8 protein-coding genes are annotated in these 15,047 nt (G+C 75.8%); 6 read left to right on the forward strand and 2 right to left on the reverse strand.

What is annotated here, in order from left to right:
* Positions 1–96: 96 nt before the first annotated feature.
* The gene (locus LQ51_RS21710) at positions 97–3,441 is read left to right on the forward strand and encodes a S8 family serine peptidase (protein ID WP_046568511.1); all 3,345 of its coding nucleotides are present in this window, start codon (positions 97–99) and stop codon (positions 3,439–3,441) included.
* 210 nt (positions 3,442–3,651) lie between these two features.
* Here LQ51_RS21710 and dapD read toward each other — a convergent pair whose 3' ends face one another.
* The gene (dapD, locus tag LQ51_RS21715; protein ID WP_046568513.1) at positions 3,652–4,611 is read right to left on the reverse strand and encodes a 2,3,4,5-tetrahydropyridine-2,6-dicarboxylate N-succinyltransferase; all 960 of its coding nucleotides are present in this window, start codon (positions 4,609–4,611) and stop codon (positions 3,652–3,654) included.
* A 130-nt stretch (positions 4,612–4,741) separates the two neighbouring features.
* On the opposite strand from dapD, the gene dapE reads away from it, so the two are divergent.
* The gene (gene dapE / locus LQ51_RS21720) at positions 4,742–5,815 is read left to right on the forward strand and encodes a succinyl-diaminopimelate desuccinylase (protein ID WP_046568515.1); all 1,074 of its coding nucleotides are present in this window, start codon (positions 4,742–4,744) and stop codon (positions 5,813–5,815) included.
* Positions 5,816–5,891: 76 nt separating this feature from the next.
* Here the strand turns inward: dapE and LQ51_RS33490 are convergent, their stop codons facing one another.
* Positions 5,892–6,053, reverse strand: coding sequence for a hypothetical protein (locus tag LQ51_RS33490; RefSeq protein ID WP_197087867.1), 162 nt, complete (start codon positions 6,051–6,053; stop codon positions 5,892–5,894).
* 156 nt (positions 6,054–6,209) lie between these two features.
* Here LQ51_RS33490 and LQ51_RS21725 point away from each other — a divergent pair, with 156 nt between their 5' ends.
* The 4 genes from LQ51_RS21725 to LQ51_RS21740 all read left to right on the forward strand — a co-directional run bounded on the left by LQ51_RS21725 (position 6,210) and on the right by LQ51_RS21740 (position 14,958).
* On the forward strand, positions 6,210–7,154 hold the full coding sequence (locus tag LQ51_RS21725) for an LOG family protein (RefSeq protein WP_046568517.1): 945 nt from the start codon (positions 6,210–6,212) through the stop codon (positions 7,152–7,154).
* Between the two features lie 3 nt (positions 7,155–7,157).
* A complete protein-coding gene (locus LQ51_RS21730; RefSeq protein ID WP_046568519.1) occupies positions 7,158–7,703 on the forward strand; it encodes an LOG family protein in 546 nt (181 codons plus the stop codon).
* Positions 7,704–7,838: 135 nt separating this feature from the next.
* The gene (locus LQ51_RS21735; RefSeq protein WP_046568586.1) at positions 7,839–11,453 is read left to right on the forward strand and encodes an ATP-dependent helicase; all 3,615 of its coding nucleotides are present in this window, start codon (positions 7,839–7,841) and stop codon (positions 11,451–11,453) included.
* A gap of 46 nt (positions 11,454–11,499) precedes the next feature.
* Positions 11,500–14,958, forward strand: coding sequence for an ATP-dependent helicase (locus LQ51_RS21740; RefSeq protein WP_046568521.1), 3,459 nt, complete (start codon positions 11,500–11,502; stop codon positions 14,956–14,958).
* The last annotated feature ends 89 nt before the right edge of the window (positions 14,959–15,047 follow it).

The following is a 15,047-nucleotide window of genomic DNA, read 5'->3' on the forward strand; positions in this document are numbered from 1 at the left end:
GGCTTGCCGACTTCCTTCCACATACCAGGTATGTAATCCTGGCGGTTCGCATCGATGCCTCTCTCATCGATGAAGACGCTCCAAAGGAGGAATGCGTTGCGCCGAACGAGAAAAAAACTGACCGCCGCCGGCCTCGCCGCCGCCCTGGTGCTCGGCACACCGGGCTGGGCCGCCGCCGCGCCCGAGGCGGCGCGTAGCGGCCCCGCCGCCCGACCCGCCGCGCCGGCCGGCGCCCGCCCGGTCACCGTCACCCTGCTCACCGGCGACCGGATCACCGTCAGCGGCGGCGACCGGGCCGCGGCCCGCCCGGGCCCCGGCCGGGACGGCATCGGGTTCCTGGTCAGCCGGGACCGGGGCCACCTCTCCGTGGTGCCGCGGGACGCGCTGCCGCTGATCCGGGCCGGCCGGGTCGACCGGCGGCTCTTCGACGTCACCGAGCTGATCGCGTCCGGCTACGACGACGCCCGGCGGGACAGCCTCCCGCTGCTGGTGTCGTACCCCGAAGGGCTCGCCCGGCGCGGCACCGCCGCACCGGCCGGCACTCGGGTGACCCGCGACCTGCCGGCGATCCGCGGCGCGGCGCTCACCGCGCCGAAGGCGGACGCCGGGACGGTCTGGCGGGCCCTCACGGCCGGGCGCGCCGGTGCGCGGGTCGAGGCGGCGGGGGGCGTCGACCGGATCTGGCTGGACGGGAAACGGAAGATCACCCTCGACCACAGCGTGCCGCAGATCGGCGCGCCGGCCGCCTGGGCCGCCGGGTTCACCGGCCGGGGCGTCACCGTGGCAGTCCTCGACACCGGCGTCGACGCCACCCACCCGGACCTGGCCGGCCGGATCGCCGACGCGCGCAACTTCAGCGCCGCGCCGGACGCGGACGACACCGTCGGGCACGGCACCCACGTCGCGTCGATCATCGGCGGCAGCGGCGCGGCCTCCGGTGGGCGGTACCGGGGCGTGGCCCCGGACGCCACCCTGCTCTCCGGCAAGGTCTGCGAGGACGAGGGCTGCGCCGACTCGGCGATCCTGGCCGGCATGGAGTGGGCCGCCGTCGAGAAGCGCGCCACCGTGGTCAACATGAGCCTCAGCGGCTGGGACACCCCAGAGGTGGACCCGCTGGAGCAGGCCGTGCAGACGCTCACCGCGCAGACCGGCGCGCTCTTCGTCACCGCCGCCGGAAACGACGGCATGGACGGCTCGGTCGGCTCACCGGCCAGCGCCGACGCGGCGCTCGCCGTGGGCGCCGTCGACCGCGACGACAACCTCGCCGACTTCTCCAGCCGGGGACCGCGGGTCGGCGACGACGGCCTGAAGCCGGACCTCACCGCGCCCGGGGTGGAGATCGTCGCGGCCCGCGCCGCGCACGGCCAGATCGGCGACCCGGTGGGGGACCGGTACGTCTCGCTCTCCGGCACCTCGATGGCCACCCCGCACGTGGTCGGCGCCGCGGCCCTGCTCGCCCAGCAGCACCCGGGCTGGGCGGCCGGCCAGCTCAAGGCGACCCTGATGGCCTCGGCGAAGCCGCATCCGGAGCAGACCGCGTACCAGCAGGGCGCCGGCCGGGTCGACGTGGCGCGCGCGATCACCGAGCAGGTCACCAGCGAGCCGACCGGGATCTCCTTCGGGCTGGCCGTCTGGCCGCACGCCGACGATCAGCCGATCACCCGGACGGTCACCTACCGCAACGCGGGGGCCGCCCCGCTCACCCTCGACCTCAGCACCGAGGCGATCGGCCCGGCCGGGCAGCCGGCGCCCGCCGGCATGTTCACCCTCGGCGCGTCCCGGCTGACCGTGCCGGCCCACGGCACCGCCCAGGTGACCGTCACGGCGGACACCCGCGTCGGTGACGCCGACGGGTACTGGACCGGGCGGCTCGTCGCCCGCTCCGGCGACACCGTGGCGGTCACCCCGCTGGCGGTGAACCGCGAGGTGGAGAGCTACAACCTGACGTTCCGGCACCGGAACCGGGCCGGCGCACTCACCGGCGACTACCTCACCCGGCTGGTCGACCTCGCCGGCTTCGCCTTTCCCCGGGACGTCTACGACCCGGACGGCGACGCGACCGTCCGAGTGCCCAAGGGCCGGTACGGGGTCAACAGCCTGATCTTCCGGGCCGACGACGAGGGCAACTGGGTCGAGACCACCGTGCTGGCCCGGCCCGAGCTGGTGGTGGACCGCGACCAGGTGGTCAACCTGGACGCCCGGGTGGGCAAGCCGATCCGCACCACCGTGCCGCGGCGCGGGGCCACCCCGCTGCTGATCGACCTCACCGCCGCCTATCTCGGCCAGGACGTGAGCTACGAGTTCGGGCTCTGGACGGACCGGTTCGACGGGCTGTACACCGGCCAGCTCGGGCCGGCGGTCTCCGCCGACCGGTTCGTCGCCGCCCTGGCCAGCCAGTGGACCGACGGCAAACCCGACAGCCCCTACCTGTACGCGCTGAGTGAACCCTTCCCGGGCCGGATGCCGACCGGGTTCGTCCGGCACTACCGGCAGCGGGACCTGGCCACCGTGGCGCACGAGTTCCGCGGCGGCTACCCCGGGCTGGAGGCCGAACGGTCGGTCTTCCCCGAGTCGGACTACGCCATCGGCGGGTCCGCGCTCATCCTGCCGGTGGTGGTGCCCGGCCGGCGGACCGAGTACCACAGCACCGCCCGCACCCGCTGGAGCAGCGAGCTGTACTTCGGCACCCGGGACGAGGACGGCTGGCTGAACGCGCTGGCCGGTCTCGAATCGGTGCCCACCCGGTACCGGGCCGGTCGGACCTACCGGGAGAGCTGGAACTCGGCGCCGTACGGGCCGTCCTTCCCGCAACCCCGCTGGCCGGAGCAGGGCATCACCCGTAACGGCGACACCCTGCTGGTCGTGCTGCCGCTGTTCAGCGACGCGGCCGGGCACCCCGGCGGGTCGATCGCCGACACCGAGCGGACCGCGCTCTACCGGAACGGGAAGCTGCTCGGCGAGCAGCCGTACGGGGGGTACGGCGAGTTCGAGGTGCCGCCGGGGGCGGCGACCTACCGGGTGGAGACCTCCGCCACCCGCGGCTTCACCGACCTGAGCACCGAGGTCGCGGCCAGCTGGACCTTCCGGTCCCGGCACGTGCCGGGCGAGGACTGGGCCCGGCTGCCGGTCATGGCGGTCCGGTTCGCCCCGCCGCTGTCCGGGACGAACAGCGCCCCCGCCGGCCGCTCCTTCACCATCCCGGTGACGGTGCAACGCCAGCCCGGCGCGCCGGCCGCCCGGGTCAGCCAGCTCACCGTCGACGTCTCCTACGACGGCGGGCGGACCTGGCGGAAGGCGGAGCTGCGCCGGCAGGGTCACGGCTGGGCGGCGACCGTCCGGCATCCGGCCGGCCCCGGTCACGTCTCGCTGCGCGCCAGCGCCCGGGACAGCGCCGGCAACACCGTCACCCAACGGATCATCCAGGCGTACCGCCTGCGGTGAGCCATCGGCGGCTCCGGTCCCGGCGTGGCGGGTGACCCGCTCGGGGCCGGAGCCGCCGCCGCCGGCCCGAGGTCTCCCCGCCGCGGGCCCGGAACGCGGGCGGGCCGGGGCATTCCTGCCCCCGGCCCGCCCGCTGCGTTGATCAAGGAGTTTGCGTCGTCGGACGGTCCGGAACCGGACGCAAACTCCTTGATCAACAGGGCGTAGCCGTCAGTCGTTGGCGTGCAGCGCCGCGTTCAGCTCGATGCCCCGGCCGGTGCGCGGCTTCGCCTCCAGCGCGCCGGTCACCGAGTTGCGCCAGAACAGCAGCCCGTCCACGCCGGACAGCTCGCGGGCCTTGACCACCCGCCCGTCCGGCAGGGTGATCTTCGAGGCGGCGGTGATGTAGCAGCCCGCCTCCACCACGCAGTCGTCGCCGAGGGTGATGCCGACGCCGGCGTTCGCGCCGACCAGGCTGCGCTCGCCGATCCGCACCTTCTCGGTGCCGCCGCCGGAGAGCGTACCCATGATCGAGGCACCACCGCCGATGTCGGAGCCGTCGCCGACCACCACGCCCTGCACGATCCGGCCCTCCACCATGGAGGTGCCCAGCGTGCCGGCGTTGAAGTTGACGAAGCCCTCGTGCATCACGGTGGTGCCGGCGGCCAGGTGGGCACCGAGCCGGACCCGGTCCGCGTCGGCGATCCGCACGCCGGAGGGGACCACGTAGTCGGTCATCCGGGGGAACTTGTCCACCCCGTACACGGCCAGGTGGCGGCCGGCGCCGCGCTCGATGACCCGCAGCTCGTCGACCCGCTCCGGCGGGCACGGCCCGGCCGAGGTCCAGGCCACGTTGGCCAGCTTGCCGAAAATGCCGTCGAGGTTCAGCTCGTTGGGCCGCACCAGGCGGTGGGAGAGCAGGTGCAACCGGAGGTACGCGTCGGCGGCGTCCTTGATCGGGTCGTCCAGCGAGCCGATCACGGTGACCACCTGGACCGTACGCAGGCCGGGCAGCGCCCGCTCGCCGATCGCGCCGGGCGGCAGGTCGAGCACGTCGGCCTGGTCCTCCCCGGGCACCAGCGGCAGCTCGCCGAGCCCCAGCTTGCCGGTCGGATACCAGGTGTCCAGCACCTGGTCGTCCGCGGTGACCGTGGCCAGGCCGATGCCCCAGGCGGATTGTGCGGTCGTCACAGCTGTCCCTTCGTTAGCGGCTGCGGGGCTCGCAAGCTCTCCTCGCATTCCCGCGCCACCGCGTTCCACGCGGGGCGTCCGGGAACGCGACCTCATCGCGCTCACCGTTGCTGACGGTACCGTGCGAGACATGCAGAACCCGTTGACCCCCGAGGTCCTCGCCGATCCGGTGGCGCTGACCCGCGCGCTGGTGGACATCGAGTCCGTCTCCCTCAACGAGAAGGCGATCGCCGACTGCGTCGAGGAGGTGCTGCGGGGGGTGCCGCACCTGACCACCTACCGGCACTCCAACACCGTGATGGCCCGTACCGACCTGGGGCGGGCCTCCCGGGTGGTGCTCGCCGGCCACCTCGACACCGTGCCGCTCAACGACAACTTCCCGTCGACCATGCGCGGCGACCTGATGTACGGCTGCGGCACCTCGGACATGAAGTCGGGGGTGGCCTTCGCGCTGCACCTCGCGGTGACGCTGCCCGACCCGCGCTACGACGTGACGTACTTCTTCTACGAGGCCGAGGAGATCGAGTCCCGGTACAACGGACTCACCCTGGTCTCCCAGGCCCACCCGGAATGGCTCCAGGCCGACTTCGCGCTGCTGCTCGAGCCCACCTACGGCATCGTGGAGGCCGGCTGCCAGGGCACCATGCGGGCGATCGTCACCACGCACGGCGAGCGGGCCCACGCGGCGCGCTCCTGGCACGGGGTGAACGCCATCCACGGCGCCGGCGAGGTGCTGCGCCGGCTGGGCGCCTACGAGGCGCGCCGGGTCACCATCGAGGGCTGCGACTACCGCGAGGGCCTGAACGCGGTGCGGATCACCGGCGGGGTGGCCGGCAACGTCATCCCGGACCGCTGCGAGATCGAGGTCAACTACCGGTACGCCCCGGACCGCGACCCGGCGGCGGCCGAGGCGCACCTGCGCGAGGTCTTCGCCGGCTTCGATCTGGCGGTCACCGACGCGGCGGCCGGCGCGGCCCCGGGGCTGGACAACCCGCCGGCCCAGGAGTTCCTGGCCGCGGTGGGCGCGGCGCCGATCGGCAAGCTGGGCTGGACCGACGTGGCCCGCTTCGCGGCCATGGGCATCCCGGCGCTGAACTTCGGCCCCGGTGACCCGAACCTGGCCCACCACAAGGACGAGCACGTCGAGCTGACCAAGATCCGGGACGGTGCGGCGACCCTGCACCGCTGGCTCGCCTCGGCCTGAGCCGCCCCCGGGCCCGCAGACGCGACCGGGGGCCCGCGTCGGTGACGCGGACCCCCGGGCCGGTGACGGCGAGCCGTCAGGCGGTCGTGGTCAGCGGGGACTCCGTCTCGCTGGACCCGCCGGTGAGGTCGGTGTGGTGGGCTTCCATCATGCGGGCGCGGCGGCGCTCGGCCACCACGTCGCGGATCCGCCGCTGCATCTGCCGGCGGATCCGGATCATCTCGGTGTTGCTGATCAACGCCTGCTCCTCCCCCGAAGGCAACGCGCCGGGGCATACCCCGTATGTGAATAGTAAGACGTACGAGCGACCGAATTAGTTGCCCAAGATCCCGAAGAATTTCCCCGGCCCGCCGGCCTGCGCACCCGGCCGGCCCGGCTCCACTACGGTGGCTGCATGAGTCAGAGCAACGGGCGGCAGCCCGGTCGCGGCCCGGGCGGGGAGCGCCAGCAGCCCGGTCGCGGCCCGGGCGGAGAGCGGCAGCAGCCCGGTCGCGGCCCGGGCGGGGAGCGGCACCGGGGTGCCGTGACGCTGCGCAACCGGGCCATCCCGACCAGCACTGCGGACCAGCGGCTGCTGGACTCCCGGGGGCGGAGCGACTGGAAGACCAAGGACGCCTGGCGGGCGCTGCGCATCCTGTCCGAGTTCGTGGAGGGTTTCGACACCCTCGCCGACCTGCCGCCCGCGGTCAGCGTCTTCGGTTCCGCCCGCAGCCTGCCGGACAGCCCGGAGTGCCGGCTGGCCGAGGAGTTGGGCGGCGCGCTGGCCCGGGCCGGGTTCGCGGTGATCACCGGCGGCGGCCCCGGGGTGATGGAGGCGGCCAACCGGGGTGCCGGCGAGGCGGGCGGTCTCTCCGTCGGGCTCGGCATCGAGCTGCCGTTCGAGCAGGGCCTCAACGACTGGGTCGACCTGGCCATCGACTTCCGCTACTTCTTCGCCCGCAAGACCATGTTCGTCAAGTACGCCCAGGCGTTCGTGGTGCTGCCCGGCGGCTTCGGCACGATGGACGAGTTGTTCGAGGCGCTCACCCTGGTGCAGACCGGCAAGGTCACCCGGTTCCCGGTGGTGCTGATGGGCGTCGACTACTGGCACGGGCTGCTCGACTGGCTGCGCGACACGATGGCCGCCGAGGGCAAGATCGGTCCGACCGACCTGGACCTGATCTGCCTCACCGACGACGTCAACGAGGCGGTGCGGCACATCGTCGAGGCCGAGGCGGTGCTCTCCGCCGAGCAGGAGGCGGTCCGCGAGGAGGCGGTCGCCCGGGTCGCCGCCGACCAGCAGGCCGCCGCCGAGGCCGGGCCGGAAGGGCCTGGGGCGCGGCGCGCCGGGGAGCGCTGAGGCGTGGCCGCCGTCTGCGTGTTCTGCGCGTCGTCCCGTACGCTCGACGCCCGCTGGCTCGCGCTGGCCGCCGAGACCGGCGCCGAGCTGGCCCGGCGCGGTCACGTGCTGGTCAGCGGCGGCGGCTGCGTGGGGATGATGGGCGCGGTGGCCGACGGCGCGCGGAGCGCCGGCGGGCGCACCCTGGGGGTGATCCCGCAGGCGCTGGTCGACCTGGAGGTGGCCGACCTGGCCTCGGACGAGCTGCTGGTGACCGACGGGATGGCCAGCCGCAAGACCCTCATGATCGAAAAGTCGGACGCCTTCGTGGCGCTGCCCGGCGGCCTGGGCACCCTGGACGAGCTGTTCGAGGTCTGGACCACCGCCACGCTGGCCCTGCACGACAAGCCGATGGTGCTGGTCGACGCCGACGGCTTCTACCGCCCGCTGCTGGACTGGCTGCGTACGCTGGCCGACCGCAACTTCCTCAAGCCCGCCGGCCTCGGCCTGCTCATGGTCGCCCCGACCGTCCCGACGGCCCTCGACCTGCTCGACACCCACCTCGGCTGACCGTCGCCCGATCCCGTGCTCGGCGCGGTGGTGGAGCTCCGCCACCGGCCCGGCCCGCCTGATCGGCGGGAACCGGGGCGTCACGGGGGTGGTGGGTGGTTCCCGCTGTCGTACCGGCGTGGTGGGATGTCCGTGATGCAGGCGTTCCGGTTGGTGCGCCGGGCCGGCGGGGTGGGGACGGGGGTCGTCCACTCCGGCGGAGCGGGGCAGGGGGGTGGCCGGTCCGAGGGGCCGGCCGGTGCGGAGCCGCGATCCGGGGGGTCGGCGGGCGATGCCGCGCACCCGCGCCACCCCGACCCGGTGCAGGCCGAGGTCGTCGCGCACACCGCCGGGCCGATGCTGGTCGTCGGCGGTCCCGGCACCGGCAAGACCAGCACCCTGGTCGAGGCGGTCGCCGCCCGGGTCGCCGAGGGCGTCGACCCGGAACGGGTCCTGGTGCTCACCTTCGGCCGCCGTGGCGCCACCGAGCTGCGGCACCGGATCGAGGCGCGGATCGCCGGCGACGGGCACCGGGTGGTCCGCGAGCCGCTGGTGCGGACCTTCCCGGCGTACGCGTTCGGCCTGCTGCGCCGGGCCGCCGCCGAGCGCGGCGAGCCGTCGCCCCGGCTGCTCACCGGCCCGGAGCAGGACCTCATCATCCGCGAGCTGCTCGACGTGGTGGGCGAGGAGCCCGGCGACGATCCGGTCGGCTGGCCGGAGGACCTGCGGCCCGCACTGCGCACCCGGGCGTTCGCCCAGCAGCTGCGCGACCTGCTGATGCGCGCCGCCGAGCGGGGCGTCGGCCCGGTGGAGCTGGCCCGGCTGGGCGAGAAGCTGGGCCGGGAGGACTGGCCGGCCGCCGCCCGCTTCCTGCGCGAGTACGTCGCGGTGCTCGCCCTGCGCGACGTCAGCAACCGTGGCTCCATCGCGTACGACCCGGCGGAGCTGGTCCGCGCCGCCACCGGCATGCTGCGCGACGATCCGGAGCTGCTCGCGGCGGAGCGCCGCCGGCTGGCCCACGTCTACGTCGACGAGCTGGCCGACACCGACCCCGCCCAGCTCGACCTGCTCGCCGTCATCGCCGGTGGCGGCAAGCCCGTGGTCGCCTTCGCCGACCCGGACTCCTCCACGTACGCGTTCCGCGGCGCCGACCCGGCCGGGGTGGGCACCTTCCCGCACCGGTTCCGGACCGCCTCCGGGGCGCCGGCCGCCCAGGTCACGCTGACCACCTCCTACCGGGCCGGCCCGGTGCTGCTGGCGGCGACCGCGCGGCTGGCCCGCCGGCTGCGCGGTCCGGCGGCGCACCGGCGGCTGCGCCCGCTGCCGGACGCGCCGCCCGGCGCCGTCGAGGTCCGCACCTTCCGCTCCGCCACCAGCGAGTCCGCCTGGCTGGCCCACGCCCTGCGCGAGGCGCACCTGCTCGACGGGGTGCCCTGGTCGCGGATGGCGGTGCTGGTCCGCTCCACCGGCCGGCAGCTGCCGTCGCTGCGGCGCGCCCTGCACACCGCCGGGGTGCCGACCGTGGTGCACGGCGAGGACCTGCCGCTGCACCTGCAGCCCGGGGTGGCGCCGCTGCTGCTCCTGCTGCGCTGCGCCCTCGAACCCGACCGGCTGGACGAGGAGGCGGCGGTCGCGTTGCTGCACTCGCCGCTCGGCGGCGCCGACCCGCTCGCCGAGCGCCGGCTGCGCCAGGGGCTGCGCGCGCTCGCGCTGGCCGCCGGGGACCGCCGCCCCTCCGGCGAGCTGATCGTCGAGGCGCTGCGCGACCCCGCCGACCTGGCCACCGTGCAGCGGCGCTGGGCCGCGCCGGCCCAGGCGGTGGCCCGGCTGCTCGCCACCGCCCGCACGGCCGCGGCGACCCCCGGGGCCACCGCCGAGGACGTGCTCTGGGCGGTGTGGCGGGACAGCGGCCTGGCCGAACGTTGGGCCGGCGCGATCACCCGGGGCCGGGCGGCCACCGGGGAGCACGAGACCGCACAGCGCTGGCGGGCCGAGGCCGCCGACCGGGACCTCGACGCGGTGCTGGTCCTCTTCGACGCGGCGGCCCGCTTCACCGACCGGCTGCCCGGCGCCCGCACCGAGGTCTTCCTCGACCACGTGCTCGGCCAGGACCTGCCGGCGGACACCCTGGCCGCCGGCGCCGACCGGGGCGACGCGGTCCGCCTGCTCACCGCGCACGCCGCGAAGGGCCTGGAGTGGGACCTCGTGGCGGTCGCCGGGGTGCAGGAGGGCGTCTGGCCGGACCTGCGGCTGCGCGGCAGCCTGCTCGGCTCGGAACGGCTGGTCGACGTGCTCGCCGGCCGGGCCGACGGCACCGGACTGCGGGCCAGCCTGGTCGGGCAGACGTCGGCGTTGCTCGACGAGGAGCGCCGGCTCTTCCACGTCGCGGTCAGCCGGGCCCGGCACCGGCTGCTGGTCAGCGCGGTCGCCTCGGCCGCGGTCGGCGGCGACGACCACGAGGAGCAGCCCAGCCGCTTCCTGCACGAGCTGGCCGCCACCGACCCGCCCGCCATCGGCGGGGGCGGTGCGGCCCCGCCCGGCCCGGGCCCGGCACCGAAGGGCACCGACCCGACCGGCGGCGCGCGCCCGGCCGACCCGGACCAAGCACCGAACGGGGGCGGCAGGGCCAGGGCTGTCGCGACTCCGGCCGGCGGCGCCCGGCCCGACCGCCGGTCCGGCGACGGTGCCGTGCTGGCGGGGACCGGCGGGTCGGACGGGCCGGTGCCGGTCGCCGACGACGACCCGCAGGACGGGCCGCCCGGCGCGCTTCCGGTGACCCTGCCGCCGCGCGGGCTCACCCTCTCCGCGCTGGTGGCGGAGCTGCGTACCGCGGTCACCGACCCGGCGGCGCCGAGCACCCGACGGCGCGCCGCGGCGGCCGAGTTGGCCCGGCTGGCGGCCGCCGGGGTGCCCGGCGCGCACCCGGACGACTGGTGGGGGCTGCGCGGCCTCTCCGATGACCGGCCGCTGGTCGACGAGGGCGAGCCGGTGAAGGTCACCCCGTCGGCGATGGAGAGCGCGCTCCGGTGCAGCCTGCGCTGGCTGCTGGAACGGCACGGCGGCAGCCCGCCGGCCAGCGCCGCCCAGGGCGTCGGCAACCTGGTGCACGCCGCCGCGATGCTGGCCGAGGACGCCAGCGTCGACCGGGGCGCCCTGCTGGAATACGTGGCCGCCCGATTCGACGCGATCGAGCTGGCCGCCCGCTGGATGGTCGGCCCGGAACGGCAGCGGGCCGAGGCCATGGTGGACAAGCTGCTGCGCTGGCTGGCCGGCAACCCGCGCCGGCTGCTCGCCATCGAGCACGAGTTCGCCGTCCGGCTGAACGACCCGGCCCGGCCGGTCGAGCTGACCGGGCGGGTGGACCGGCTGGAGGTGGACGAGCACGGCCGGCTCGTGGTGATCGACCTGAAGACCGGCAAGTCGACGGCGGTCACCGAGCGGGAGGTCGCCGAGCACCCGCAGCTCGGCGCGTACCAGGCGGCGGTGGAGGCGGGCGCGTTCGCCGAGTTCGGCGACGAGTCCGGCGGTGCCGCCCTGGTGCAGCTCGGCACCGGGGCGAAGGACGCCCGGGAGCAGACCCAGGCCGCCGCCGGGGAGGGGCCCGAGGCCGGCTGGGCCACCGCGCTGGTCCGGCGCACCGCCGATACGATGGCCGCCGCGACCTTCGCGGCGGTCGCGAACTCGAAGTGCCGGGTCTGCCCGGTCCGGACCAGTTGCCCGGTCTCCGGCCAGGGCCGCCAGGTGGTCGAGCCACCGACGGAGCAGCCGTGACCGAGCCGGACCTGCGAGCCCCGCAGTCACGAACCGGGAAGGCGCCGTGACGACCCAGCCCACCCTGTTCGGCAGCGCCACCCCGGCGCCGCGCGCCGCCGACGCCGGCCCCCGCTACACGCCGGTCGAGCTGGCGAAGCTGCTGCGGCTGCCGGCGCCCACCCGGGAGCAGGCGGCCATCATCGCGGCCCCGGTCGAGCCGCTGCTGGTGGTCGCGGGCGCGGGTTCGGGCAAGACCGAGACGATGGCGGCCCGGGTGGTCTGGCTGGTCGCCAACTCCTACGTCCGGCCCGAGCAGGTGCTCGGCCTCACCTTCACCCGCAAGGCCGCCGGCGAGCTGGCGCACCGGGTACGCACCCGCCTCGACCAGCTCATCCGCCGGCTCGGCCGGTCCGGGCGGGACCCGCACGACGACCCCCTCGCGGGCGAGCCGACCGTCTCCACCTACCACTCCTACGCCGGGCGGATCGTCACCGAGCACGGGCTGCGCGCCGGGTACGAGCCGACCACCCGGCTGCTCACCGAGGCGTCCCGCTGGCAGCTCGTCGACCTGCTGGTCCGCAACTACGACGGGGACATGTCCGAGGTGGACCGGATGCCCGCCACCATCACCGACGCGGTGCTCGCGCTCGCCGGCGAGCTGGACGAGCACCTGGTCGACCCGGACGACCTGGCCGCCTGGACCGGCCGGTTCTTCGCCGACGTGCAGTCCCGCCCGGGCCGGGTCTACGCCGACGTCCGCAAGGCGTTGCAGCTCCAGCGGACCCGGCTCAAGCTGCTCCCGCTGGTCCGCGCGTACGCCCGGCGCAAGGACGACTTCGAGGCGATGGACTTCGCCGACCAGCTCGCCCGGGCGGCCCGGGTGGCCCGCGACCACCCCGGCGTCGGCGTGATCGAGCGGGACCGGTTCCGGGTGGTGCTGCTCGACGAGTACCAGGACACCAGCCACGCCCAGGTGGTGCTCCTCAACGCGCTCTTCGGCGGTGGGCATCCGGTCACCGCGGTGGGCGACCCCTGCCAGTCCATCTACGGCTGGCGGGGGGCCAGCGCCGGCACGCTCGACCGGTTCCCCGCCGAGTTCGCCCGCGCCGACGGCACCCCGGCGCGGGTGCTCGGCCTCACCACGAGCTGGCGCAACCGGCCGGAGATCCTCGGCGTCGCCAACGCGCTGTCGGTGCCGCTGCGGGCGGCCGGCGCGCGGGTGCCGGAGCTGCACGCCGCGCTGAGCGTCCGCGAACCGATCCCGCACCGCAGCCCCGGCGGCCGGGCCGCCGGCACCGTGCACTGCGCGCTGCTGGAGACGTACGCCGACGAGGCCGAGTGGATCGCCGACAGCGTGCTGGCCGCCTGGCGCGGCGCGGCCGGGATGCCCGGCGCGCTGCCCGAACACATCCCGGTGCCGCAGCGCCCCACCACCGCCGTGCTGGTCCGGTTGCGTAGCCAGATCCCGGCGATCGAGTCCGCGCTGCGCGCCCGGGGGTTGCCGGTCGACGTGGTGGGACTGGGCGGCCTGCTGGACACCCCCGAGGTTCGGGACGTGGTCTGCACGCTGCGGGTGCTCGCCGACCCGACCGACGGGGCGGCCCTGCTGCGGCTGCTCACCGGGGCGCGCTGGCGGATCGGCCCGCGTGACCTGGTCGCCCTGCACCGGCGGGCGAAGGCCATCGCCCGGGCCCGCCGCGAGCGGACCGCCGACGACGGTCCGGAGATCACCGTGGACGCGCTCGACGAGGCGACGCTGGTCGAGGCGCTGGCCGATCCGGGCCCGCCGCAGGCGTACTCGGCGGAGGGGTACGCGCGGCTGCGCGCGTACGGGATGGAACTGGCGCTGCTGCGCTACCGGCTGGACCAGTCCCTGCCGGAGCTGATCGCCGACATCGAGCGGACCATCGGCCTGGACGTGGAGGTCGCGGTCCGGGCCGGCCGGGACGGCACCGGCGACGCCGGCCTGGCGCGCGGTCACCTGGACGCGCTCGGCGACGTGGCGGCCCGGTTCTCCGGCGAGACGCCGGGCGCGACCCTGGCCGGCTTCCTCGCCTACCTGGCCGCCGCCGAGGACGAGGAGCGCGGCCTCACCCCCGGCGAGGTCGAGGTGGTGGAAGGCGCGGTGCAGATCCTCACCGCGCACGCCGCCAAGGGCCTGGAGTGGGACGTGGTGTCGGTGGCGGGGCTCACCCGGGGCGTCTGGCCGGGGCCGGTGCGCAACTCCGACCACTGGCTGGGTGGGCTGGGCGTGTTGCCGTTCCCGCTGCGCGGCGACGCCGACGGGCTGCCCGAGCTGGGCCTGGCCGGGGCGGAGGACCAGCGCGGGGTGGCCCGGGCGGTGGAGGACTTCACCGACGCCTGGCGGGCGCACGACGAGCGGGAGGAGCGCCGGCTGGCGTACGTGGCGGTGACCCGCCCCCGGCGGCTGCTGCTCTGCTCCGGCTACTGGTGGGGGGAGGGGACCAAGAAGTTCCGCGGCCCGTCGGTGTTCCTGCGGGAGGTGCACGACACCTGCCTGGACGGCGGGGCCGGGCACCTGGTCGACGGGTGGGCCCCGGAGCCGGCCGGCGACGCGGTGAACCCGACCACCGAGGTGGTGCTCCGGGCCGAGTGGCCGGCCGACCCGCTCGGCGCCCGCCGTCCGGTGCTGACCGAGGCCGCCGCCCTGGTCCGCCGCTACCTCGCCGACCCGGACGCGGCCCGCCGCGAGGAGACGCTGCTGTCGGCCGGCCCCGCGGCCCACCCCGACGCCCCGCCCGGCCACGGCGGGTCGGGCCAGGTCGCCGGGCCGGGCGGCGATCCCGACGTGGCGCGGTGGCGGCGGGAGGCGGACCTGCTGCTCGCCGAACGCGCCGAGCTGCTGCGCGGGGCCGAGGCGGTCGAGGTGGCGCTGCCCGGCCACCTGTCGGTGACCCAGCTGGTGGCGCTGCGCCGCGACCCGGAGGCGCTGGCCCGGGCGCTGCGCCGCCCGATGCCCGCCGAACCCAGCCCGTACGCCCGCCGGGGCACCGCCTTCCACACCTGGCTGGAGCAGCGCTTCGGCGCGGACCGGCTGCTCGACGTGGACGAGTTGCCCGGCGCGGCGGACGACGACGCGGCGCCGGACGAGGCCCTCGTCGAGCTGCAGGAGCGTTTCCTGGCCAGCGAGTGGGCCGACCGGATGCCGGTGGAGGTGGAAGTGCCCTTCGCCACAGTGCTCGCCGGCGTGGTGGTCCGGGGCCGGATGGACGCCGTCTTCGCCCGCCCCGGCGGCCGGTACGACGTGGTCGACTGGAAGACCGGCCGGCAGCCCACCGGCGCGGCGGCCGAGGCGGCGGCCGTGCAGCTGGCCGTCTACCGGCTGGCCTGGGCCGAGCTGGCCGGGGTGCCGGTCGAGCGGGTGGGCGCGGCCTTCCACTACGTCCGGGAGGGGGTCACCGTGCGGCCGGCGGACCTGCTGGACGCCGACGGGCTGGCCGCGATGGTCGCCGGCGTGCCGGAAAGTTCCCCGAACCGCCCCGCGCCGCGTGATCCGTGGTAGGTTAACCACGTTGCAGTTTTGGTTTCCAGAGACTCTGTGTGCGCCTGGCGGATTGTGGCCCCAGGCGCACTTTGTTGTGTCCGGAGTTC

The organism is Micromonospora sp. HK10, from assembly GCF_000982955.1.
Classification (GTDB): Bacteria; Actinomycetota; Actinomycetes; order Mycobacteriales; family Micromonosporaceae; genus Micromonospora.

Coding starts and splice junctions, on each gene's coding strand:
- dapE (WP_046568515.1), top strand. CDS start 4,742: ATGCAGAACCCGTTGACCCCCGAGGTCCTCGCCGATCCGGTGGCGCTG.
- LQ51_RS21725 (WP_046568517.1), top strand. CDS start 6,210: ATGAGTCAGAGCAACGGGCGGCAGCCCGGTCGCGGCCCGGGCGGGGAG.
- LQ51_RS21735 (WP_046568586.1), top strand. CDS start 7,839: ATGCAGGCGTTCCGGTTGGTGCGCCGGGCCGGCGGGGTGGGGACGGGG.